The following is a 24030-nucleotide window of genomic DNA, read 5'->3' as shown; positions in this document are numbered from 1 at the left end:
CTGCTAGCTGACTTCGGCGGTTCTCATCATCCGGGAGGGGGCGACGCTGCCTGTGTTGATACATCAACCATGTTAACTCGACCCGCAATCGCGCACCCGTGCTCGATCGACGCCATCCGAGCCCGCGTCAGGTCCGCAAATCGCCTCGAATACCGCGGGACGAGGTGCTTGCGCAGTGGTTCCGGGCAGTATCGTTCAACCGGCTCGACGAAAGATCCGTGCGCGGGCGCAGCACACCGGCTGAGCGCGAGGAGGACGATGTAGCTCATGAAGAGCACGGTGATCGAGGTGACCACGGGACGGTCCGAGGTTGTGTACGACATCACCCCACAGTGCGCGTCGTTCGCGCGCGAGGCGGGCGAGGACGGATTGCTGCACATCTTCGTGCCGCACGCCACAGCCGGGATCGCGATTATGGAGCTCGGGGCGCGCAGCGACGACGACCTGCTCGCCGCATTGCGCGATCTGCTCCCCGCCGATGATCGCTGGCGGCACGCCCATGGCTCACGCGGGCACGGCCGCTCCCACGTGATGCCCGCACTGATCCCGCCCTATGCCACCGTGCCGGTCATCGGCGGTGCGCTGACCTTGGGTACCTGGCAGTCGATCGCGATGGTCGATCTCAATGTGGACAACCCGGATCGGCAAGTGCGCCTGTCGTTTCTGCGCGGTTAGTCCGGCGCTAGGCGGGCGAGTTCGGTGCGATTGGCGATCCCGAGTTTGGCGTAAACATGGGCCAGGTGCGTTTTCACGGTGCCACGACTGATGAACAGGCGGGCGGCGATCTCCGGATTAGTCAAACCGGAGGCGGCGAGTTCGACCACGGAACGTTCAGTGGGCGTGAGGCTTTCCCAGCCGGAATCGGGACGGGTGCGTTTACCTCGGGCGCGGGTGATGTAGCCGATCGTCTCGCGCAACGACGTGGTGCGGCCGTGCTCGAGGTATTCCAGCAGCCGCGGGTCGTCGGGAATATCCACGCGGACAACCGATCCGGCGTCCGCGCGGGCCCGCTCGGCCGCGCCGAACAGCAGGCCCGCCGTCTCGAACGACTCACGTCGCAGCGCCACAGCCGCTAGGGCCACCAGACTGTCCGCACATGCGAGCACCAGGCCGTGCTCGTCTCGAATCCGCAATGCCTCGTGGTGCATCCGCATTTCCTGCTCGGTATCCGGAGCCAGCAATGCCCGCTGCTCGAGGACAGCGGCGTGCAGGGACGGCAGGGCCCTGGTCAGCGGTGTGGCCGATAACCGGTCCAGCAGATCGGCCGAATCCGCCGCCGCCGCCGATTCACGCAGCGCACGGGCGAGTACCAGCCGCGTCCACGGAGTCAGTTGATCATCGGAAGGCGGCTGCCGCCAACGCCCTTCACGCCGACACCAGGACACCGCTTCGACCGGCCGTCCGGCGTCGAGTTCGAGCAGGGCGTGCACCCGCTCCCAGCCGGGGACGAACGGCGGCGTCTGCGCTCCCTCGACAAGTCGATCGATCGGGGCGAGCGCCGCGCGAGCCGCCTCGGATCTGCCTGCCCACAGCAGGATTTCGGCGAGTGCGGTGCGGGCCAGTGCGATGCGATGGAAGTCGCGCAGCGGTGTCGCGGTGCTCACCGCCTGTTCCGCGAGCTCGATGGCGCGTCCCAGCGCGCCGGAGTACGCGGTCGCCAGTGCGAGCCAGCCGAGTGCGGAGGAGGCGATGGCGCGGTCGCCGCGCCGGAGCAGACCCGTTACCGCGGGCTCCAGCTGTTCGATCGCCTCGCGGTGTTCGTCGCGCAGCAGGTGGACCAGGCCGATCAGTGCTCGGGTGGCATCGGTGACGAAGCCGTCCCCGGCCCGTTGCGCGTCCGCGTGCACCGCCGACGCTTCGATGCGAGTGCGGTCCAGGTCGAATCCGATAGTGCCGATGGCGATGAGGGTGCGGGCCAGCAGGTCGACGTCGACAAGGCCCAACTCTTCAGCGAGTTTCGCTGCGGTGCAGGCCTTTTCATAACTGGTCGGTCCGGCTAGCGCGGTATCCGCGACAAGCGCCTGGGCCAGCAACACGCGCGCATGCGTCTCGTCACGGGCGCCATTCCCTTGCACCGCGGCATGTTCCAGCAGTCGAACGCCATCGGCGGCATGCGTGCCCAGATGCCACAGCCAGGCAACCGCGGCAGCGAGTCGACGTCCCTTGGGCTCGGCTCGATCCAAACCCCATTCGATGGCGGCACGCACATTCGGGTATTCGGCGGTGAGCCTTGTGCGCCACTCGTCTTTATCCGAATCCAGCAGCGGCGCGAGGTTTTCCACCAGCGCGAGCATCAGTTCCAGATGCAGACCACGCAGCACCGCCGTCTCCTGCGCTTCCTCGAGCCGAAGCAGCGCGTAATCGCGCACCACACCGAGCATTCGGTAGCGCGCGACCGGACCTGTCGTATCCGCCGAAACCAGCGACTTGGCGATCAGGCCCCGCAGTGCGCGCAGATAACGCTGGACCGGCACGTCCATTCTTTCGGCCAAACCGGTAATCGCCTGTGCGGCGAATCCGGGCTCGAAAACACCGAGACGCCGGAACAACTCGCGCTCATCCTGATCCAGTAGGTCGTGACTCCAGCGCATCGATGCGGTCAGCGTGGCCTGCCGGAAGGGGGTGCGTCCGGTGTCATCGTCGAGCAATGCGAACGGATCTCGCAACGAATCCGCCAGCTGCGCCATCGAAAGCGTGCCAGCCCAACCCGCGGCGAGTTCGAGGGCCAGCGGCAGCCGATCCAGGCGGTCGCAGACCCGTCGCGCCGCGGCCAGCGCATCCGCGCCGACATTCTCGCTGCCCGCACGGTCCAAGAAGAGCTCCAGCGCATCGGCGAGGTTGAGCGCCGACAAGCGATGCACCCGCTCACCGGGCAGGTCCAGCGGCACCCGACTGGTGGCGAGCACACCGACACCAGGGCAGCGGGCCAGGATGGCCGACACGATCCCGGCTATCGGTTCGCGCAGGTGCTCGCAGTTGTCGATCACCAACAGGATGTTCCGCGATATCAGCTCCTGAGCCAGCATGTACACCGAATCCACGGGCAGTGGTAGGCCGAGCGCCGATGCGATCGCCCTGGTGACATCGTCGGCGTCGCGTTCGTCCGCCAAACCGATCCAGCGAATGCCATCGGGCCAGGAATCGGCGAGCGCGGCGCACGCCCGCAGGGCCAACCGGGTCTTACCGCAGCCACCCGGGCCGACCAGGGACAGCACCCGTCCGGGTGTGACCGCTGCGGTGAGCGTGGCCAGTTCCTCGGCACGGCCGACGAACGATGACAGCTCGGGCGGAAAGTGCTGGTCGGGGTCGATCATCGCGACTCGGAGTCTGCCACGACCAGCCGCATCCGACCACCGGGCATCTACCACCGTGTCCGCCCGAATATCGGCCAGCTGGCAGATGTTCGCGGGTGGCTGTGCCGGAAGTATTCATCGCAACGGCGCACGAAGCGCCACCGAAACGAAGGAACCGATCATGACCGAGACCAACACCCGCCGCGTCATCGCCAATATCTCGCTCTCGCTCGACGGCCGGACCAATGGCAGCGGCGGCGACTACGACATGAGCTGGATCGTGCCGCACGCCGTAAGCGACGCCTCCCGCGATCAGATGGTCAAGTTGACCACCACCGCGACGACGGCCCTGCTCGGCCGCAAGAACTACGAGGGCTTCGGCGGCTACTGGCCGACCGTCGCCGGTGACGAGAACGCCGAGCCGCGCGACAAGGCCTTCGCTAGCTGGCTCGATGCGGTGGACAAGGTGGTCTTCTCGCACTCCCTGACCGAGACGCCGTGGCCGAACTCGCGCATTGCCGAGGCCGATCCGGCAGCGACGGTCAAGCAGCTGCGCGCCGAATCCGGCGGCGACATCGTGGTACTTGCCTCCAGCAGCGTGATCAAGAACCTGCTGGCGGCGGGCGAACTGGATCGGCTGATCATTACGCTGTGCCCCGAACTCGTCGGTGGCGGCGCGCGGCTGTTCGAGGACGGCGTGCCCGCGACCAGCTGGTCGCTCGCCGATCTGTCCACCACCGATTCCGGTGCGATCGTGCTGGTCTACGACCGGATCGGGTGAAGGTGCCCGGTGCCGTGGCGGCACACCGCCGCCACGGCACCGGTCCTCAGGCCCTGGTCAGCCAGGTGACCTGCGTGCCGTTGCCGAATTCGGTGCGTTTGGTGGGTGCGAACAAGGTCGGGGTGAACTCACCCGCGAGGGCCGGGGTTCCGGTCCCTGCCACCACTGGATAACTCTTGATGACCAGCTCATCGATCTCGCCGAGCAGTTGTGCGGCGAGCTTGCCGCCACCGGCGAGCCAAATATCCATGCCGTCCTCCTGCTTCAGACGGTGCACCAGGCCGACCGGATCGCGGTCGACCAGTTCGACCGTCGGGTCATCGATGCGGCCGATGGAACTCGAGACGACGTACTGCCGCATATGCGCATACGGGCTGGTCAAGCCGATATTCAGGCCCGGATCGTAGGTTCCGCGGCCCATGATCAGGGTGTCGAACTTCCGATTCGGCGCATCGACCGCCAGACCGATATGCGGCCGGATATGGGTCGGGAGCGTCTCGGGATACTCTGCCTTCAGCCAGTCCCACATATCGTCCCCGACCGGATAGAAGCTGATGTCGTCATTGGGCCCCGCGATGTAGCCGTCGAGGGATATGCCGACGAAGTAGACGAGTTTTCGCATAGGACTACCTCTTTCGTGGTGCTGGATCGTCAGGTCCGGGAGAACCAGGTGACCTGGGCGCCGTTGCCGAACTCGCGGCGCTGGGTCGGTGTGAACAGGGTCGGATTGAACGCACCCGAGAAGGCGGAGATGCCGCCGCCCGCGACCACGGGATAGCTCTTGACGATCATTTCGTCGAGTTCGTCGAGCAGCGCCCCGGCCAGCTTGCCGCCGCCGCACAACCAGATATCGCCGCCCGGCTCGGCCTTCAGTCGCCGCACCAAGCCGACCGGATCGCTCGCGACCACTTCGATCTGCGGATCATCGACCGTGGCGAGGGTGCTCGAAATGACGTACTGCCGCATATGCGCATACGGGCTGGTGACGCCCTCGGAGAGCGCGGGCTCGTAGCTCCCGCGGCCCATCAGCACGGTGTCGAACCGCTTACTCGCTTCATCCGCCGCCATCCCGACGTGGGGCCGCACGTGAGTCGGTACGAAGTCCGGGTACTGGGCCGTGATCCACGCCGTCATCTCGGCGTCGAGCGGATAGAAGTCGTACTCCCCGGCCGGACCCGCGATGTAGCCGTCGAGCGAGACGGCTACGTAGTAAACGAGTTTTCGCATTGCATACCGCCTGAACCGTTGTACTCTAAGTGAAGTGGTTTGAAGATAGTACTACAGATGGAGTGGTGTCAAGTGCGGACGAATCCGGAGCGGCGGCAAGCGCTGCTCGATGCGGCGCTAGAGGTTTTGGCCAAGGAGGGCGCGCGTGGGCTCACCTTCCGCGCGGTGGACAAGGAGGCCGGGGTGCCCGCGGGTACGGCGTCGAATTACTTCACCAACCGCGATGACCTGCTGACCCAGGCCGGCGGGCGATTCTACGAACGCCTGACACCGAGCGCGGCAACCATGGCCGACCTCGCGACGGGCCCGAAGACGCGGGCGCACATCACCGAGCTGATGCGGGAGACGGTCGGTCGCATCGAGGCGTTCCGCACCGGCTACCTAGCCATGCTCGAGCTGCGCCTGGAGGCGACGCGGCGACCGGAACTGCGTGCGGTCATGACCGAGGCCGTGCGCGCGGATCTCGACTTCAACGTGCGCAACCATCTCGAGGCCGGACTGCCCGGCGACGAAAAATCGGTGATGCTGTTGTATCTGGCACTGAATTGGCTGATCGTGGATCGGCTCACGCTGCCGGGAATCTTCACCGAGGCGCAGAGCCAGGAACTGATCGAGACCGCGGTCGATCGACTGGTCGGCTCCGAGCGAAACGCCGTGTCGTACGGGGAACCCTTGTGACGCACGTCACCGCCATTCGATAATGGGACGATGATGGCGAATGTCGGAGACCGGCTCCTCGTGCACGGCCACGTTGTGGGACAGAGCGATCGCCATGGCGAAATCGTCGAAGTCCGCGGGCCTCAGGGCGCACCACCGTATGTGGTGCGGTTCGATGACGGGCACGAATCGCTCGTTTACCCAGGTCCGGACGCGATCATCGAACCAACGCCGCACTGAACCCCGGCACCGAGCGGGCCCGCTCGCCGCGGGCCCGTTACCTCCTGCCCAGCTGCGGACGCGAACACCTTGCGCACGATCGACTTACGCTCCCGACGCTCCGACGGTAAGTCCACTGGATCCGCCGAAATCGCGGTTCGTTCGAAAATACTGAACCGTAACTTGTTCGCGCCGTACATAATCGACCGTGATACCCCCGAGATATGCGGCCGATGTGGCTTCGGGCACTGCCCGCTCAGTTGACTTGCGAATGTGTCGCTGGGCACAATTTGCCGATGTAGTTGGGCGGGGGCGGAGGTATGGAATGCGTACAAAGACCGATATCCGTTTCGTCGTCGACGCCGATCCCCAGCGGGTAATGGATGCGCTGGCCGCGGTCGAGATGCTCCCGGAGTGGTCGACCTCCTACAGCGACGCCCGGGTCGCCAGCCGCGACGACGAGCTGCGACCGCGTCGGGTATTCGTCAAAGCCGAACTCATGGGCCGGTCGGATCTGCAGGTCCTGGAGTACGAATGGACCGAGACGCGCTCCTCCTGGGAAGTCACCGACAGCACCGAAGGGGTGAAGGGCGGCGGCTGGTTCGAGGTCACCGAGGGTGAGGATGGCACCGATGTCTGGTACCACGTCGAGCTCTACATCCCGATCCCCATTCCGGGCATGCTGGTGAAACGGACCATGCGCCGCTCGAACGAGGCCGTCGTACAGAACTTCATCGAGTTCGCCGAGGGCTTCACCGAAAACGAAAACTATCAGGCCGTGTAGAACGCACCTGTCGCATCCGGATGCGACGATGTGAACATGATCGGTTCCAAACGGGCACGCCTGCTGCCAACGGCCGAAGATGCGTCGGTAACGCAACTCGAATTGTTCTTCGACCTGGTGCTCGTCTTCGCGTTCACCATGGTCACCGGCCTGGTCGCACACGACACCAGCGCCAAGAACATGCTGCGCGCAGTGCTGGTACTCGCCGTCATGTGGTGGCTGTGGATCGCCTACTCCTGGCTGGGCAATGTGGTGCGCGCGGACGAGGGCATCGCACGGGTGGCCATGTTCGTCGCGATGGGCGGCGGTTTCCTGGCTGCGCTCACCATTCCGGAGGCCTTCGACGATGCGCCCGGTGGCTGGTACGGTCCGCTGGTCTTCGCGATTGCGTATCTGATTGTGCGGCTGGTACATCTGGCCATGTTCGTGCTGGCCAGCGCCGAGGATTCGCAACTGCGCAACCAGGTGCTGCGCTGGAGTCTCGGTTCCATCACCATCGGAACCACCCTGCTGGTGATCGCCGCCATGACAGACGGGACGGCGCAGATCGTGCTGTGGATCGCCGCGATCGTCGGCGATATGGGCTGGACCCTGCTGGCGGGCGAGGACTGGCGATTGAACTCGGCCAGCCATTTCTCCGAACGCTACGGGCTGATCACCATTGTGGCGCTGGGTGAATCGATCGTCTCGATCGGCATCGGCGTTGCCGGACTGCCGATATCGTGGCCGATCGCGGTCGGATCCCTACTCGGACTCGCGGTTTCGGGCCTGCTGTGGTGGGCGTACTTCGATGTGGCGGCGCTGTCGGTGGAGCACGAGCTGCAGCGGGCCCAGGGCGAGCGGCAGATCAAGATCGCCCGAAACTCCTACACCTTCTGGCATTTCCCGCTGATCGCTGGCGTCATCGGACTCTCTCTCGGACTGAAGAAGGTGCTCTATTATGTCGGCGACGCATCGGCGCACAACCTGAAAGACGCACTGTCCGGGATACCACTGTTCGCGCTTTACGGCGGTGTGGTGCTGTATCTGATCGCCTTGGTCGGGTTCAAGCAGTACGCGACCGGGAGCATCACGGTGCCGCGACTGGTGACCGCGGTAGTGCTGCTCGCACTGATCCCGGCCGCCTGCGCACTGCCCGCGCTGGCGTCACTGGGGCTGCTGTGCGGCGTGTTGGTACTGCTGATCGTCTGGGAGACAATGCGTTACGCGCAGCCGCGCGATGAGATCAGGCACGCGGCACACGGTTGAGGTGGTAACGCACTGTCTGTTCGTGCGGCGTCGGGCCTACATGTGAGGGCCCGACGCGCACTCCGGCGTGTACCGCGTCCCGGATCTGATCCACGTTCTCACGGATCATGTCCGAGACCAGTTCATCGGTGCGGGGATCGGCCAGCACCTGGAAGAAGATGCGAAATGTGGTGTCGGCGACGAGCCGGATGATCTCGTCGTGGAATGGGATGTAGCGGACCCGTCCGGCCTGTGGATCGTTCTTGATGAGTTCGAGGATCATCTCGTCCATTTCGGCGCGGTTCTCCTCCAGCGCCGCCGCGATATTGCGGGTGTAGTGGCCGGCGCGCAGTACATGCGCGACCTCATCCAGAATCGCGATCGTCATGGGGCGCTTGATGACTTCGACGATGGTCGTCACGAAGCGGTTCACCACCGCGGCCGTCACCCGATCGCCCAGCGCCCGGTCGGCCACCCGGCCGACGCGCACCGCGATCACCACGATCCGCAGCAAGCGGAACCCGCGGAAGAACGGGCTGGTCACCGGGATCATGCCGAGCACTTCGTACCAGTAGATGAACGGGAACGTCCACGGCCAGCCCGCACGGCGCCAGCGCCACAGGAATTCGACGGCGAATATCGCGCATACCGAGTAGTCGATCACCACGATCACGCGGTAGGTGTGCGCGGGTACATCGAAGAAGGTGACCCAGGTGACCAGCACGACCGAGACGACGGCCAGCGCCAGCATCACCAAATCCGACCACAGCGCCGGCGGCTTGCGCGGAAAATCCAGCTTCGGCCCTTCGTCTAGGCCGGGCGTGGTCGGCCGGGTTGGAGTTGCCACGTAAGGATCCCTTCGACGCCGAACGGTCCCGCCGACAGTAATACGCGCCGCGACGGGCTACTTCCCAGCGCGGATGATGGCCTCGATATTGCGCTCGGCCAGCGCGGTGATCGTGAGCGACGGGTTCACCGTGCCGGTGCTGCCCGGGATGGCCGCACCGTCCATCACGTACAGGCCCGGATGACCGTGCACGCGACCGTTGCCGTCGGTGGCCCGACCGAGCACCGCACCGCCGAGCGGATGCGCGGTGAACAGTGCGTTCGCGTCGTAGCCGAGTGCGCTGTATTCGACGAGAGCATTGGAGCGTTCGGCGATCCGGTGATCGACCGCGCGGGCGGCCGCCACGATATCGTCACGGTTCTTGGTCGACCAGGACAGCCCGACCGCATTGCGGGCGCGGTCGTAGCCGAAGCGTGCGCGGGCCGGATCGAGCACCATGCCCAATGAGGCGAGCGCGCCGGTCTCGAACGGAATGCCTGGGATGTACCAATTTTCGAGCGTTAGCGGCACCGCGGATTCGTCGAGGATTCGGCTCGCGCTCGGCACACCCTGACCGAAACCGGCCAACTCGCTGGCACCGCGAGCCAGCACCACATCACCGTTGGTGCCCCAGCCATCGCCGATGTGCTCGTTGAGGTTCGACAGTACCCCGGTCGCCTGGGCCCGCACCAGTAGCTCCGAGGTGCCGATCGAACCCGCACCGAGGAACAGGCGATCGCAGGTGATGGTGCGGGTGCAGATCACTTCGCCGGTCGGCGAAAGTTTAGTGACGGTCACCGAATAGCGGCCGCCGGATTCCTGCGCGATGGCGTCGACGCGGTGCCCAGGATAGATGGTGGACTTGCCGGTGCCCTCGGCGTAGCGCAAATAGTTCTGGTTGAGGTCGAACTTCGCACCGTTGGAGTTGCCGAGATTACTGCGCGCCACCGTCGCGGAAGGCCTTGTAGTGCCGGCGATTTCGCCGCGCAGCACATCCCAGTTGAAGATCGAGTCATTGGCGAGCGGCTGATAGCCCGCCCTGCGTACCTGTTCGTCCCAGGCCCGGGAATGCGCGAACGGCGAAGCGGCGTATAGATCCGCCGGAATTGGGCTGAGCCGCAACATCTCTCGGACGCGCGGATAATAGATGCTCGCCATTTCGCCGTAATCGACTGTGCCGCCGAAGACGTGGTCGAAGAAGCGGCGCTCGGGTGCGACCATGGCACCGGAGAAGATGACCGAGCCGCCACCGACAGCAGCGGCCCGCCATACGTCGATGCCCGGATACTCGGTGCAATCGAGCACCCCGCCGAAGCTGGCGAAATGCATCGGCACCTTGGTGACGCCGGTGAAGTTGGTGCGATGCCAGAAACCGCGGCCATCGGGCAGATCGTCACCGGTGAAAATTTCCCGCCACGGATCGTTCGGCCAGCGCGAACCGCGCTCCAGCACAGTATTGGCGATGCCGGCTTCAGCCAAGCGCAGTGCGGTGACCGAGGCGCCGAAGCCGGAGCCGATCACGATCGCGGGCGAATGCTCGGGCGGATCGGGAAGTGGCGCAAAGATTTCCGGGACCCACATGCGGAAAAAATTGTCCCAGATCGGGTCTGCGGCCTCGGCCGTCGCCCTACCCAGTGCGGTACTCGCGACACCCAACATCGCGGCCGCACCGGCTGCCTTGAAAAAGGCACGTCTGTGCACCCTGGCCACCTCCCTCATCACGCATGGCCGAGCGCAGACTACCGGGATTCCGGAGTCCTGAACAGTGGCAGCCGAAGGAATGCGGACGATCTTGGTCGAGCGGTTCCCGGTACTGGCGTTTCAGTCGGTGAACGGCGCGCTGTCCGGCTTACAGGTAGCACCGGGCGCGGGGAGTTGCAGGTCCACAAGGTAGTGCTCCTGCAGACGAGCAGCGCAGTCACTCACCACCAGGTGCCCGTAACCGCCCTCGACGATCACCAGCCTGGCATTGACCAACTCCTGATGGGCCCGGCGGGCGCCGGTCAGCGGCGTGACCGGGTCGAAGCGGTTGTTGAACAGCAGGGCGGGTTTATCCGAGCGCAGAATCCACGGACCGGTGATGCGCTGCGGATAACCGTTCCCTGGTACGGGCCAAGCACCGCAAGCCTGTCGCAAATACAGCCACATAGGACCGTAATGGGGTGCGGCACTGGCGAGTTCGGCAGCCATCGCGGGCCATTGCTCGGGCTCGTGACCGAAGTTGTTGTCTGCACACGAGATTGCGGTGAAGGCGTCGAGGAAGTCCTCGGTGAAGCCACCAGCGTCCAGAATCTCTTGTATGACATCGGGATTGCCCGCCGCACCCAGCTCCAATTCGGTGAGCAGTTCGGCCAGCGCGGGCCAGCCCTGCTTCGTGTCGTAGAGCAGGGTGGCGTGTGCGGGCAGTACCTCGGTGAGGGTTACCGCACGGGTGCGCGCACCATGACCGACCACGATGGGTCCCTGCCGCAGCCGGTCCAGTACGGCGTCGTTGCGGGTGCGCAGGGCCGCGGCATCGGTTTTGGTCGGGCCCGCGAAGACGCAATGCGGTTGTCCCGCTTCGGCACACAGTCGCAGGAACTCCGCGAGTACCTCCTCGGTGCCCGTCGCGGAGTCGGCGATCTGCGCGCGCGAATCGTTGGTGTAGGCATCCGGGTCGATCATCGAGCCGAGTTGTAGTGCGCGGACCCGGTCACCGAAGAGCGCACCGTACACCTCGCCCAAATAGCTCGCGTAGGACCCGCCCGTGTAGGTCATGGTCGTCTCGCCGACCGCGCGGCGCAGCAGATCCAGGTCGCGGGCGGCATCGACGGTGGTCAGGTGCGCGAGCAACTCCGGGCTGTGCGCGGCGCAACCGGCGGCCAGTTCGCGGGCATTGCGGGCGGCCGCGGCCTCCTGTTCGGCATTCGTCGGCGGCAGCAGGAAACCGGACCAGAAGCGGTGCCGCTCTTCGGCATTCGCGAAACAGCGCACCTGACCGCTGCGGCCGATTCCGCGCTGATCGAAGGTGATCACATCGAATCGCCTGGCCACCTCACCGGAGAACAGCGCACCGTGACTCGCCCATTTGAAGCCCGAACCGCCGGGTCCGCCGACCGCGCTGAACAGGGTGCCGATGCGCCGGTCCGGATCGGTGGCGGGCTGTTTGATGACAGCCAGCGACAGCGTCGGACCGTTGGATTGCGTGTAGTCGATCGGGACCGCGGCCGTCGCGCACTGATACTTACTCAACTCCGATTCGGGACACGGGACCCAATCGAGTTTCGGAGTCGGCGCCGCATCGGCCTGCGCAACCAGTTCGGCGACCTGCGAGACCGCTTCGCTCTGCCGGAAGCACGAGACCGATGCCGACACCAATACGGCCCCCAACACCAACCCGACGATCTTCCACCCGCGCATACCGATCATCCTGCGTTGCGGACCGGTCCGGCGTCGTCCTCCTTTGGGACCAATCCGCTACAAGCACGACCGCACTGGGGGTTTCGCATCTCGACTGCCACGTACTTCCTCCGTATGCGGTCGAACCGCGCTGTTCGACAAGACTATTGCGGCTAGGTCATCAGCAATCGGACAACCGCGATGCTGCCTACTACGACGATCACCGCGCGCAGTGCGGTTGGCGGCATCCGCCTGCCCATCTTCGCGCCGAGTACGCCGCCGATGATCGAGCCGACCGCGATCAGCCCGGCGACCCGCCAGTCGACATCGGCGATCATCGTGAACACGACCGCCGACACGGCGTTCACCAGCAGACCGAGCACATTCTTGACCCCGTTGAGCCGCTGGATGTCCTCGTGCACGAACACCCCGAGCAAACCGATCAACAACACGCCCTGGGCCGCGCCGAAATAGCCGCCGTAGATGCCGCAGAGAAATATCGCGACGTACAGGATCAGGCCACCGTGTTCGGGCGCCGGACCAGTGTCGGCCGCACGACGCTCCTTCACCCAGCGCGCCAACCGTGGCTGAACCACGACCAGGATCAATGCCGCGATGATCAGCACCGGCACGATCGCCTTGAAGGCCGCGGCGGGCAGGACGAGCAGCAGGATCGCGCCGGTGGTGCCGCCGAGCAGCGACGCGCTGCCGAGTCGGACCAGTCTGGCCCGCTGTCCCTCGAGTTCGCGCCGATAGCCGTATGCCCCGCTGACCCCACCGGGAACCAGACCGATGGTGTTCGACACATTCGCCGTGACCGGCGGAATTCCGAAGGCGAGCAGTACCGGGAAGGTGATCAGGGTGCCCGATCCCACAATGGTGTTGATGCCGCCCGCCGCGATGCCCGCGCCGAAGACCGCCAGTTGTTCCAGCCAAGTCATATGAACCTACCTCCAGCCGGTCGGAACGCTAATCGTTACGTCGGATGACCGGACGATGGGGACCGGGCTTTCGGCGACGCGGCGGGGCACGGTAAACTCGCCGGCATCATGCAGCGGGCACTTCTTCTCGGCCGCCGCGACGGGGTTTGACCGGACTGGCCTCCCGTCGCGGGGTTCTGCCGCGCCGGTCGACCCGATAACTGGGATCCACCACACCCTGGAGAAACCGCATGTCCCCCGCTGACGCCTTCGTATCCGGCTCGCGCACCATTACGGCTCCGAGCAAGCCCGCCCCTGCCGACCAGCCCGCCTGGAATCGGCAGCGGAACTCCTCCATGCCGACTTTCCGCTACCGGCCCTTCGCCGAGGAGGTCGAGCCAATCGAGCTGCCCGACCGCACCTGGCCGGACAAGATCATCGACCGCGCCCCAGGCTGGTGCGCCGTCGACCTGCGCGACGGCAACCAAGCCCTGATCGACCCGATGAGCCCGGCCCGCAAGCGCCGCATGTTCGACCTGCTGGTGCGGATGGGTTACAAGGAGATCGAGGTCGGCTTCCCCTCGGCCAGCCAGACCGATTTCGACTTCGTCCGCGAGATCATCGAGGACGGGGCGATTCCCGATGATGTCACCATCCAGGTACTGACCCAGTGTCGCGCCGAACTGATCGAGCGCACCTTCGAGGCGTGCGCCGGTGCGACCAATGTGATCGTGCACTTCTACAACTCGACCTCGGTCCTGCAGCGGCGTGTGGTGTTCCGCGCGGACCAGGCGACGGTGAAGAAGATCGCGACCGATGCCGCGAAGCTGTGCCTGGAGGTCGAGAAGCGCTACCCGGACACCAACTGGCGCTACGAGTACAGCCCGGAGTCCTACACCGGCACCGAACTGTCCTACGCCAAGGAGGTGTGCGATGCGGTCACCGAGATCATCGCGCCCACCCCCGCCAAGCCGATGATCATCAATCTGCCCGCGACCGTCGAGATGGCGACTCCGAACGTGTACGCCGATTCGATCGAGTGGATGAGCCGCAACCTGGCCCGCCGCGATTCGATCGTGCTGTCACTGCATCCGCACAACGACCGGGGCACCGCGGTGGCCGCCGCCGAACTGGGCTACCAGGCCGGTGCAGATCGCATCGAGGGGTGCCTGTTCGGCAACGGTGAGCGCACCGGCAATGTCTGCCTGGTGACGCTGGGGATGAATTTGTTCTCCCGCGGCGTGGATCCGCAGATCAACTTCTCCGATATCGACGAGATCCGTCGCACCGTCGAATACTGCAACCAGCTGCCGGTACACGAGCGCCACCCCTACGGCGGCGATCTGGTCTACACCGCGTTCTCCGGTTCGCATCAGGACGCGATCAACAAGGGTCTGGATGCGATGAAGGCCGCGGCCGACGCCGCCGAGTCCGATGTGGACGACATCGTCTGGGAGGTGCCGTACCTGCCGATCGACCCGAAGGATGTGGGCCGCACCTACGAGGCCGTCATCCGCGTCAACTCGCAGTCCGGTAAGGGCGGCGTCGCCTACATCATGAAGACCGATCACGGGCTGGTGCTGCCGCGCCGGCTGCAGATCGAGTTCTCCCAGGCGATCCAGAAGATCACCGACGGTGAGGGCGGTGAGGTTTCGCCCAAGGAGATGTGGGATGTCTTCGCCGAGGAATACCTGAGCCCGATCCGTCCGCTGGAGCGGATGCGGCAGAAGGTAACCGCCTCCGAGACCGACGGCGGCGTGGACTCGATCACCGCGGTGGTGAAGGTCGACGGCGTCGAGCAGGAAGTCACCGGCGCTGGCAATGGACCGCTCGCCGCATTCGTCGATGCGATCGCGACGGTCGGATTCGATGTGCGCGTATTGGACTACTCCGAGCACGCGATGTCCGCGGGTGACGATGCGCAGGCCGCGGCGTATGTGGAGTGCGCCATCGGCGACAAGGTTGTGTGGGGTGTCGGCATCGCCACCTCGATTACGACCGCGTCGCTGCGGGCCGTGGTGTCGGCGGTGAACCGGACGCACTGACGCGGGGCGGTTGGTTTCGGCGGGCCGGGGTTCGGGGGCTCGGCCGGGCGGGCTCGGCCAGGCAGAATTATCGGGCCGGGCTCGTTCCAGCGCCGGCTCGTTCAGAGCCCCGGCTCGTTCAGAACCCGCTCGTCCAGAACCAGGCTCGTTCAGAACCCGCTCGTCCAGAACCAGGCTCGTCCAGAATCGGACTCATCCAGAACCAGGCTCGTTCGCGACCAGGCACTTCAGACCCAGCTTGTCCAGGACCAGACTCCTTCAGAACCGGGCTCGTTCGGGGCCGGACTCGTTCGCGACTAGGCTCTTCAGGACCGTATTCGTTCGCGACCAGGCTCGTTCAGGGCCGGCCCGCTCAGTGCCCGGCTCGTTCCGGACCCGGCTCGTTCAGTGCCAGACCCGTCCGCGACCAGGCTCTTCAGACCGGATCCGTTGAGCCGGATCTGTTTGGAGCTCACCCAGAGCCGGACTCGAAAGCCGGACTCGTTCAGTGCCAGAATCATTCGCGACCAGTCTCGTTCAAGACCGGATTCGTTCGCGACCAGGCTGTTCAGGACCAGGCTCGTTCAGTGCCGGAGCCGTTCGGTGCCCGGCTCGTCCAGAGCCGGGCTCGTCCAAAACCGGACTCGTTCAGGGGCCAGAATCGTTCGCAACCAGGCTCTTCAAGAGCGGATTCGTTCGCGACCAGGCTCGTTCAGGGCCGGCCCGCTCAGTGCCCGGCTCGTTCCGGACCCAGGCCTTCCAGAGCCGGACTCGTCCAGGACCGGACTCCTTCAGAACCAGATTCCTTCAGGGCCGGGCTCGTTCCGGACCCGGCTCGTTCAGGGCTGGAGCCGTTCACTGCCCGCCTCGTTCAGGCTGGAGCCGTTCACTGCCCGCCTCGTTCAGGGCTGGAGCCGTTCCGTGCCCGGCTCGTTCAGGCTGGAGCCGTTCAGTGCCCGGCTCGTCGGGAACCGGGCTCGTCCAGGACCAGACTCGTTCGCGACCAGGGTCGTTCATGGCCCGGCTCGTTCAGTGCCCGACCCGTTCGCGACCAGGCTCTTCAGGACCGGATCGTTGAGCCGGATCTGTTTGGGAGCCGTGGTCGTTCGGGTCGGTCCGAGCGATCTGGCACCTCGACTGAGACCGCGGAGTACGGTGAGAACAGGACGCCCATTGGCGACGAATTGTCGCCGACTGGGCGTTTGATTCTCGAATTTGCTGTTGGACAGTGTTTTCGAGTTGCGGCTGGTCGCGGTGTTCAACGCGGCGCGACGGCCGTGTATACCACGGCGCGGGGCCAAGTACCCCGTGCTAGCGTTGATTCGCATTCAAGCGCCGAGCTCTCTGCTCGAATTCCCGAGCAGATGGGGGAACTGTGACAACTAACGACCACAACCCGACTTCTCCGCCCTGGCTGCAGAGTCATTCGGTGGACACGGCCGAGGTCACCACCGACTCCTCGGCGCCGGATGAAGCGGCCGAGTCCGCATCCGTCGACGCGGAGCCCGCAACCGACGAGCACGGGGCCGCCGAGGTTGCCGAACAGCCCGATGAGTCCGACCAGTCGGAGTTCACCGGATACCCGGGCGGGCCAACGGATCAGACCACCACGTACCCGCAGGCGGGAGTGCCGCAGCAGCAGTACGGACCGCCCGAGGTTTACGCGCCGCCCGGAACGCCTTACAGCGCCGGTCAATTCGCGCAGCCGCATCAGCCGGGACCCAGCCAGAGCGGAAACCATCCGGTGCAGCCCGAACCGTCCTACGGCGAGTACCGGCAGGAGATCGGTCCCGATGGGCTGGTTCGACGGGTTCCGGCGGAAAGTCAGGTCGAGCCGCCGATCTACAGTTGGGCACCGCCACCGCCGGTGCAGCAGCCGCCGATGTATCAGCAGCCGCCCATGGGACAACAGCCCCCGATGGGACAGCCGCCCGTCGGCCAGCAACCACACACCGGGCAGTTGCCGTACGCCGAGCAGGGGCCCGGCACCGGCCTGATGCCGTACGGCGAACAAGGGCCTGGCACCGGCATGGTTCCATACACCGAACAGGGCCCGCCGCCAGGATGGCAGGGCGGCCCGCCGAGTACGCAGCAGCCGTTCCAGCCACAGCATGTGCCGCAGCCCGGCCAGCCGGGACATTCGGTCAATGACCTGAACCTGCTCAAGCGGGCGCGCAAAGCGCCGCGCAGTGGCTGGCGCCGGGCGGTGCACAAGGCCTCCGGCGGCATGATCAATCCCGGTGAATCCGCGGCCGATATCGTCTACCGCGATCTCGTCGACCGGGTGAATCAGCCGGTGCGCGGGGACTATCGGATCGCCATCCTCTCGCTCAAGGGCGGCGTAGGCAAGACCACGACCACGGTCGGGCTCGGATCGACGTTCTCCTCGCTGCGCGGCGACCGGGTCATCGCGATCGACGCCAATCCCGACCTCGGCACCCTGGCGCATCGCGTACCGCGCCAGACCCGCTCCACCGTGCGCAATCTGCTCGAGGATCAGCACATCAGCAGGTACTCCGATGTCCGAGCACACACCTCCCAGGCGCCGAGCCGACTGGAAGTGCTTGCCAGTGAACAAGATCCGGCGGTTTCCGAAGCCTTCAGTGAGGCCGATTACCGCCAGGCCATCAGCATCCTGCAGTCGTTCTACAACATCATCCTCACCGACTGCGGCACCGGTCTGATGCATTCGGCCATGGCCGGTGTGCTCGATATGGCCAGCTCACTGGTGCTGGTGACCTCACCCGCCATCGACGGCGCCCGCAGCGCCTCGGCCACCCTGGACTGGCTGGACCACCACGGCTACAGCAAGTTGGTCGAGCGAACGGTGGTGGTGGTCAACGCATCTCGCCGCGGTGCCTCCACCGTCGACTTGGACCAGCTACGCAAACTGTTTCTCGACCGCACCCGCGCGGTTCAGGTGGTGCCCTTCGACGACCACCTCGCCGAGGGTGCGGAAATCGACCTGGAATTGGTGAGCAAGCCGACCCGGCGTGCACTCCTGGAACTGGCCGCCATGGTGGCCGATGATTTCGGCTACATCGGCAACCAGCAGTACCGCCCCGGCCCGCCCAGGCACTACTAGACCGTTGCGGCCCGAGCAGGTTGTCCGAGCGACAGCCTCGCCTCGGGCCCGCCCAAGCACTAGACCGTTGCGGTCCAGCCAGATTGTCCGAGCGACAGCCTCGCCTCGGGCGCGCCCAAGCACTAGACCGTTGCGGTCCAGCCAGATTGTCCGAGCGACAGCCTCGCCTCGGGCCCGCCCAAGCACTAGACCGTTGCGGTCCAGCCAGGTTGTCCGAGCGACAGCCTCGCCCAAGCTTGAGCAGTGGCCGGATCGCCAGCACAGCGGGCACGAACTGCTCGATTTCGGCGATCGACTCCTTGGATCCGGTGTAGCCGCTCAACTGTGCCGCGAGCCGGGCCCGGGCATCGTCGAGCGCGGCAACCGTATTACGTTCCGCCACAACGCCGTTCGGGGGCTGGCCGACGACCGCTCCGGCAACTCGATGCGGACCACTAACTCGGTTCGGTGCGGGCCCGAACTGCAATCGATCAGGGTCCGGCTCTTCGATGCAGTTCGCCGGGGGTCGTGTCGGCCGCGGGGTCGACACGCGCCCGCATCCCCGTCTCGGCGCTGCGGGTGCGGAGATGCTGCGTCTGCGCCGCCTCGTCGGGCCCCGCCCAAGACCTAGACGGTTGCGGCCGAGCAGGCTATCGGAGCGACAGCCTCGCCTCGGCCCGCCCAAACACCAGTAGACCGTTGCGGCCGAGCAGGCTATCCGAGCGACAGCCTCGCCTCGACAACCAACGGATTGCGGCCAAGATTCGGGCGCTCGCCCGGTCGGCTGGGCGTCGAAGCCCATCGCCACGTCGCAGCGCATAGGTAGTGGGTGCGGCGCAAAGCGGCAGCAGCCTCAGCGACAGCCTCCACGGTATGCGCACCGGATTCCACCGCGCGGCATGGCAGTCACTGGCGCCGTGACCAGCGGACATGCCCGAGATTCGGTTGGCACACATGTGCGAGAGAAGGCGCATAGGGTGCCGTCGCGGCGAATGCACCACATGGTTATGCGCCCATCGAATCCACCGCACGGGCACGGCAATCGCCAGCGCGTGAACGGCAGGCGTACCCGGCACATCCAAGATAGGTGGACGCACAAGTAGGGAGTGCCGGAAATGTGGTGTGCACCGTGCGACAGCGCCACACGGCGTGTGCCAGCCGACCTCGCCGCGGGCACGACAATCGCCACCACCGTAATCGCGAGCGTGCCCGGATTCGGCTGACGTGCAGGCAGTAAGCATGGCGCACAGGTTGCCGCCGCCGCGAAAGCGCCACACGATGTGCGAAGCGGATTCATGGGCGCGACAGTCGCCAGCACCACGGTCGCCGCGCGCACCCACATACCCGAGCCTCGACTGATGCAGAGGTAGTGAGCTCCGCGCATAAGACGCAGTGGCTGTTGCCGAATTTGCCGCCGGGCGGTTATTCCGTCACATCATCGTCACACTCGGGGGATCAAATCACTTCCTGCTCAGCATGATTGCGCGGCAGCCGACGAAATAGCGACGTGATTGTGTCACAGCCAAATACGCCACAATTCGGCAACAGGCACCGCAGCCGCTGCGAGGCGGACAATGCCTCTGCGACAGCAAAATCCGCCACAAGCACAACACCACCAGCACCAGAGTCGCCGGTCACACCCCCACACCCGAGACTCGGCTGACACACAAGTAGTGACCACCGCACATAAGGTGCAGCCCCTGCGAGGCGGACAATGCTTCTGCGGCAGCAAATTCCGCCGCGAGCACAAGACCGCCGGCACCGGGGTCGGCGGTCGCACCCCCACTTACCCGAGACTCGGCTGACGCAGAAGTAGTGAGCACCGCACAGAAGGTGCAGGGCCTGTTGCCGAATGCGCCGCCGGGCGGCTGTTCCGTCACATCAATGTCACACTCGCCGGGTCAAATCACTTCCAGCTCAGCGTGATTGCCGGGCAACCGCCGAAATAGGGACATGCCCTGCATCATGGCCAAATTCGCAACAATTCGGCAACAGGCACTGAGGCCCTGCGAAGCGGTCAACTCGTCTGCGGCAAAAGATTCCGCCCCGAGCACAACATCGCCAGCACCGCGGCCCGCGCGCCCCACATACCCGAGACTCGACTAACGCAGAGGTAGTGAGCACCGCGCATAAGTTGCGGCATCTGCGAGGTGGTGAATGGGTGTGCGGCAGCAGGCTGGTGCGGTGGGGCTATTCGGCGGCGACCTGGGCTGCGGCGGTGCGGAAGGCTTGTAGGACGGTGGCTATGGCGGGGCGCGTTGTGGCGTGGGGGCGGGTGGCCAGTTCGTAGAGGCGGGCGGCGCGGACGCCGGACAGGCGTAGGACGGCGAGGTCCGGATGGGCCACGGCCCAGCGGGGCATGAGGGCTACGCCATAGTTCGCGGCGACAAGGGTTTCGATGACGCGGAAGTCGTTGAGGCGCTGGGCAATACGAGGTTGGACGCCGGTCATGGTGGCGATAGAGCGCAGCACGTCGTCGACCGGGAAGCCGCCGCGCACGCTGAGCCAGGTCTCTTCGGCGAGTTCGGCCGGGGTCACCTCGGTGCGAGTCGCGAGCGGATGGGTCGGTGCGACAACGACATCGGTGGGTTCGCGCATGATGACCGTGGTGCTGACACGAGGGCCCGCGATACCCGGCGAACGCTCATCGCGGTGGGTGAGGACGATGTCGTAGTCGGCGAGCAGCCGCGGCACCTCACTCGGCGGCAGATCCTCGTCACGGGCGACGACCTCGACACCGCTGTCGGCCAGCGCGGGCAGCACCCGCGGCAGCAGCAGCGCCGCGCCGGACGGGAACAGCGCGACCCGGACCCGACCGCGCGCGGACCCGCGATAGTGCGCCATCTCCGCCACCGCACGATCCATCGCGGCAAGCACCTCATCAGCACGCACCACAAGCGCGTGCCCCGCATCGGTGAGCCGGACCCGCCGCCCATCCGGCTCGAGCAACGCAACGCCCGCCTCCTTCGCAAGCACCTTGAGCTGCTGCGATACCGCGGACGGGGTCATCGAAAGCGCTTCGGCCACAGCCGCAATAGTCCCGCGATCCGCGAATTCCCGCAGTACCCGCAGCCGCTCGACCGCCATCGGCGGCCCGCCCCGTACGTCCTCAGGCGGCTGTGACACGCGCCGCTCCTACCGCCAGCAGCAAAGCGGGCGTCGCTGGTGTTCCTGTACCGCCCAATAGCGCCCCGGCACATGCCGATACGGCAGCCAACGACATTGCGACCCCAGCCATAGCCGAACCGTGCACTACTCCAACGACCGATAGTGAAGCCACTGACATTTCTGCCCCGCCTCTATGCGCCCCCACCACACCCAGCGACGATGCGCCGTCAGCCCTATCCGACGCGCGCGCCGCTCTTGCTACCGGTAGTGAATCCGCTGACATTTCTGCGCCGCCCGCATCCATCGCCACAGCAACCGACGACGCCGCGACATCAGTTCCAACCAACGCGCGCGCTACTCCAGCGACCGGTGGTGAAGCCGCTGATACTTCCGCCCCGCCCGTATCCGCCGTCACAACACCAAGCGACCCGGCGACCTCGGCCACAGCCGACACGTGCACTACTCCAGCACCTGGTGGTGAAGCCGCTGACATTTCTACGCCGCCCGCATCCGTCCCCACAGCAACTGACGACGCCGCGACATCAGTTCCAACCAACGCGCGCGCTACTCCAGCTACCAGTGGCGAAGCCGCTGATACTTCCGCCCCGCCCGCATACACCGTCACAACACCCCACGCCCTGCGAGCTCAGCCACAGCCGACGCGCGCGCCGCTGCAGCAACCGGTAGTGAATCCGCTGACATTTCTGCGCCGCCCGCATCCATCGCCACAGCAACCGACGACGCCGCGACATCAGTTCCAACCGACGCGCGCGCTACTCCAGCTACCGGTGGTGAAGCCGCTGATACTTCCGCCCCGCCCGCATCCATCGCCACAGCAACCGACGACGCCGCGACATCAGTTCCAACCAACGCGCGCGCTACTCCAGCTACCGGTGGTGAAGCCGCTGATACTTCCGCCCCGCCCGCATACACCGTCACAACACCCAACGCCCCTGCGACATCAGCCCTAGCCGAACCGTGCGCTACTCCGGCGACCGAGAGTGAAGCCGCGACCACTGGTATTTCTGCCCCGCCCGCATCCGCCGCCACAACACCAAGCGACCCGGCGACCTCAGCCACAGCCGACGCGTGCACTACTCCAGCACCCGGTAGTGGATCCGCTGACATTTCTACGCCGCCCGCGTACGCCGCCGGGGCGACGGGCGGCGCGGCGACCAGTGCCGCTGGTCTCGGGACGTCCTGGCATGCGCCGGTGTCGTGCACCGATTGCCAGGCGCTGGGAGCCGAGGTGTGAGAACCCGAAATCATTAAGCCATGCTACATCGATAGTGCATATTTATTCGATTGTTCTTATCGGTTTCATTATCGACGATAAGGAACGTGACTAATCGTGACCGCATACTCGGGCTTACCGTTGTCCTGCTCTGGGGGCTGAACTTCATTGCTATTCGGGTGGGGCTGGACCACTTTCCGCCGTTCTTTTTCGCTGCGCTGCGGTTCGCGGTGATCGCGGTGCCGGTGTTGGTCTTCGTGCCTCGACCGAAGGTGCGGTTGCGGTGGTTGCTGCTGTATGGGATCGGATTCGGGATTTTGCAGTTCGCCTTTCTGTTCACGGCGATGCGTGCGGGCATGCCGACCGGTTTGTCCTCGCTGGTGCTGCAATCCTCCGCGCCATTCACGGTCGTCCTGGGTGCACTGTTTCTGCGGGAACGGCTGCGGGGGACTCAGTTGCTCGGCATCGGCATCGCGGTGGCGGGCATTGTGGTGATCGGGCTCGATCGCGCGCAGCAGGCGGCGCTGTTGCCGGTGCTGCTGACGCTGGCGGGTGGTCTGGGTTGGGCCTTCGGCAACATCGGTTCGCGCTTGGCCACCGCGTCCGGCGACGTCAACCCGCTGCACTTGACGCTGTGGATGACGGTCGTGCCGCCGATCCCGATGTTCGCGCTGTCCGCGTTCATCGAAGGACCGACTACCGGCCTGCATGCCTTGACCGACGTCACCTCCCCCGGCGGCTGGCACGCGCTGCTCGGCCTCGCCTACATCGTCGCGCTCGGCACCATCGCGGGCTCGGGCCTGTGGACCTACCTGATGAGCCGGTACCCGGCCAGCACGGTCGCCCCCATGTCCTTGCTGGTCCCGGTGGTCGGCATCCTCGCCGCCTGGGCCGTCTTCGGCGAGGACCCGACGCCGCTGTCGCTGCTCGGCGGAGCCATCGTGATCGCAGGCGCGTTCGCGGCGACGAAGTCGGGCCGCCGCGATGCGAATACCCCAGCGGCGGAACCAGTTTCGACCCTACCCCCGGTATCGGAACCGGGCCTGGATACGCAATGCCGATTGGTGCAGGCCTGAGCCGAACATTCATGCGAACGCCCCAGCAATAAAACCGGATTCGAACCCACCCCGATATCGAACCGGCCCCAAGTGAGCAACCCCGATCGGCGCAAACCCGAACCGAACACTCCCGCGAACGCCCCAGCAATAAAACCGGATTCGAACCCACCCCGATATCGAACCGGCCCCAAGTGAGCAACCCCGATCGGCGCAAACCCGAACCGAACACT

Annotated in this window: 17 protein-coding genes; 9 read left to right on the top strand and 8 right to left on the bottom strand. The window is 65.7% G+C overall.

What is annotated here, in order from left to right:
- Positions 1-267 precede the first annotated feature (267 nt).
- A complete protein-coding gene (locus ACIBG0_RS32015; protein WP_387294141.1) occupies positions 268-675 on the top strand; it encodes a secondary thiamine-phosphate synthase enzyme YjbQ in 408 nt (135 codons plus the stop codon).
- Here the strand turns inward: ACIBG0_RS32015 and ACIBG0_RS32010 are convergent.
- Positions 672-3314 (bottom strand): LuxR C-terminal-related transcriptional regulator, encoded by a 2643-nt coding sequence (locus ACIBG0_RS32010; protein WP_397037607.1) that lies wholly within the window; start codon positions 3312-3314, stop codon positions 672-674. The two genes, ACIBG0_RS32015 and ACIBG0_RS32010, sit on opposite strands and share 4 nt — an antisense overlap.
- Positions 3315-3474: 160 nt before the next feature.
- Between ACIBG0_RS32010 and ACIBG0_RS32005 the strand changes: the two genes are divergently transcribed.
- Positions 3475-4074 carry a dihydrofolate reductase family protein gene (locus ACIBG0_RS32005; RefSeq protein WP_397037605.1) on the top strand — a complete coding sequence of 200 codons (600 nt, stop codon included), beginning with the start codon at positions 3475-3477 and terminating at the stop codon, positions 4072-4074.
- A 46-nt stretch (positions 4075-4120) separates the two neighbouring features.
- On the opposite strand, the gene ACIBG0_RS32000 is transcribed toward ACIBG0_RS32005, so the two are convergent.
- Both ACIBG0_RS32000 and ACIBG0_RS31995 read right to left on the bottom strand, forming a co-directional pair.
- Positions 4121-4696 carry a dihydrofolate reductase family protein gene (locus tag ACIBG0_RS32000; RefSeq protein WP_397037604.1) on the bottom strand — a complete coding sequence of 192 codons (576 nt, stop codon included), beginning with the start codon at positions 4694-4696 and terminating at the stop codon, positions 4121-4123.
- A 29-nt stretch (positions 4697-4725) separates the two neighbouring features.
- Positions 4726-5301: a dihydrofolate reductase family protein gene (locus ACIBG0_RS31995; RefSeq protein ID WP_397037603.1), complete on the bottom strand. Its 576-nt coding sequence runs from the start codon at positions 5299-5301 to the stop codon at positions 4726-4728.
- A 57-nt stretch (positions 5302-5358) separates the two neighbouring features.
- On the opposite strand from ACIBG0_RS31995, the gene ACIBG0_RS31990 reads away from it, so the two are divergent.
- From ACIBG0_RS31990 to ACIBG0_RS31975, 4 genes are all read left to right on the top strand, one after another.
- Positions 5359-5979 (top strand): TetR/AcrR family transcriptional regulator, encoded by a 621-nt coding sequence (locus ACIBG0_RS31990; protein ID WP_397037601.1) that lies wholly within the window; start codon positions 5359-5361, stop codon positions 5977-5979.
- 30 nt (positions 5980-6009) lie between these two features.
- Entirely contained in the window at positions 6010-6198 is a 189-nt protein-coding gene (locus ACIBG0_RS31985; protein WP_040686020.1) for a DUF1918 domain-containing protein, read from the top strand.
- A gap of 304 nt (positions 6199-6502) precedes the next feature.
- Positions 6503-6961: an SRPBCC family protein gene (locus ACIBG0_RS31980; RefSeq protein ID WP_397037599.1), complete on the top strand. Its 459-nt coding sequence runs from the start codon at positions 6503-6505 to the stop codon at positions 6959-6961.
- A gap of 36 nt (positions 6962-6997) precedes the next feature.
- Complete coding sequence (locus tag ACIBG0_RS31975) at positions 6998-8209, top strand: low temperature requirement protein A (RefSeq protein WP_397037598.1); 1212 nt, start codon at positions 6998-7000, stop codon at positions 8207-8209.
- Here ACIBG0_RS31975 and ACIBG0_RS31970 read toward each other — a convergent pair.
- From ACIBG0_RS31970 to ACIBG0_RS31955, 4 genes are all read right to left on the bottom strand, one after another.
- On the bottom strand, positions 8187-9035 hold the full coding sequence (locus ACIBG0_RS31970; protein ID WP_397037596.1) for an ion transporter: 849 nt from the start codon (positions 9033-9035) through the stop codon (positions 8187-8189). The two genes, ACIBG0_RS31975 and ACIBG0_RS31970, sit on opposite strands and share 23 nt — an antisense overlap.
- 57 nt (positions 9036-9092) lie before the next feature.
- Positions 9093-10715 carry a GMC oxidoreductase gene (locus ACIBG0_RS31965; RefSeq protein WP_397037594.1) on the bottom strand — a complete coding sequence of 541 codons (1623 nt, stop codon included), beginning with the start codon at positions 10713-10715 and terminating at the stop codon, positions 9093-9095.
- A 120-nt stretch (positions 10716-10835) separates the two neighbouring features.
- Positions 10836-12413, bottom strand: a complete 1578-nt coding sequence (locus tag ACIBG0_RS31960) for an alpha/beta hydrolase (RefSeq protein ID WP_397037592.1) — start codon at positions 12411-12413, stop codon at positions 10836-10838.
- Positions 12414-12565: 152 nt separating this feature from the next.
- Entirely contained in the window at positions 12566-13333 is a 768-nt protein-coding gene (locus ACIBG0_RS31955; protein ID WP_397037590.1) for a sulfite exporter TauE/SafE family protein, read from the bottom strand.
- 230 nt (positions 13334-13563) lie between these two features.
- On the opposite strand from ACIBG0_RS31955, the gene leuA reads away from it, so the two are divergent.
- Together leuA and ACIBG0_RS31945 are read left to right on the top strand one after the other, a co-directional pair.
- The gene (gene leuA, locus ACIBG0_RS31950; protein WP_397037588.1) at positions 13564-15357 is read left to right on the top strand and encodes a 2-isopropylmalate synthase; all 1794 of its coding nucleotides are present in this window, start codon (positions 13564-13566) and stop codon (positions 15355-15357) included.
- 1408 nt (positions 15358-16765) lie between these two features.
- A complete protein-coding gene (locus tag ACIBG0_RS31945; RefSeq protein WP_397037586.1) occupies positions 16766-18421 on the top strand; it encodes an AAA family ATPase in 1656 nt (551 codons plus the stop codon).
- A 2169-nt stretch (positions 18422-20590) separates the two neighbouring features.
- On the opposite strand, the gene ACIBG0_RS31940 is transcribed toward ACIBG0_RS31945, so the two are convergent.
- Positions 20591-21487 (bottom strand): LysR family transcriptional regulator, encoded by an 897-nt coding sequence (locus tag ACIBG0_RS31940; protein ID WP_397037771.1) that lies wholly within the window; start codon positions 21485-21487, stop codon positions 20591-20593.
- Positions 21488-22849: 1362 nt separating this feature from the next.
- Between ACIBG0_RS31940 and ACIBG0_RS31935 the strand changes: the two genes are divergently transcribed.
- On the top strand, positions 22850-23818 hold the full coding sequence (locus ACIBG0_RS31935) for an EamA family transporter (protein WP_397037584.1): 969 nt from the start codon (positions 22850-22852) through the stop codon (positions 23816-23818).
- The last annotated feature ends 212 nt before the right edge of the window (positions 23819-24030 follow it).

It is taken from the genome of Nocardia sp. NPDC050630 (assembly GCF_044457245.1).
In the GTDB taxonomy this organism is placed as follows: Bacteria; Actinomycetota; Actinomycetes; order Mycobacteriales; family Mycobacteriaceae; genus Nocardia.
The sequence above is the reverse complement of the archived record's forward strand: the minus strand, read 5'-3'. Positions and strand labels throughout refer to the sequence as shown.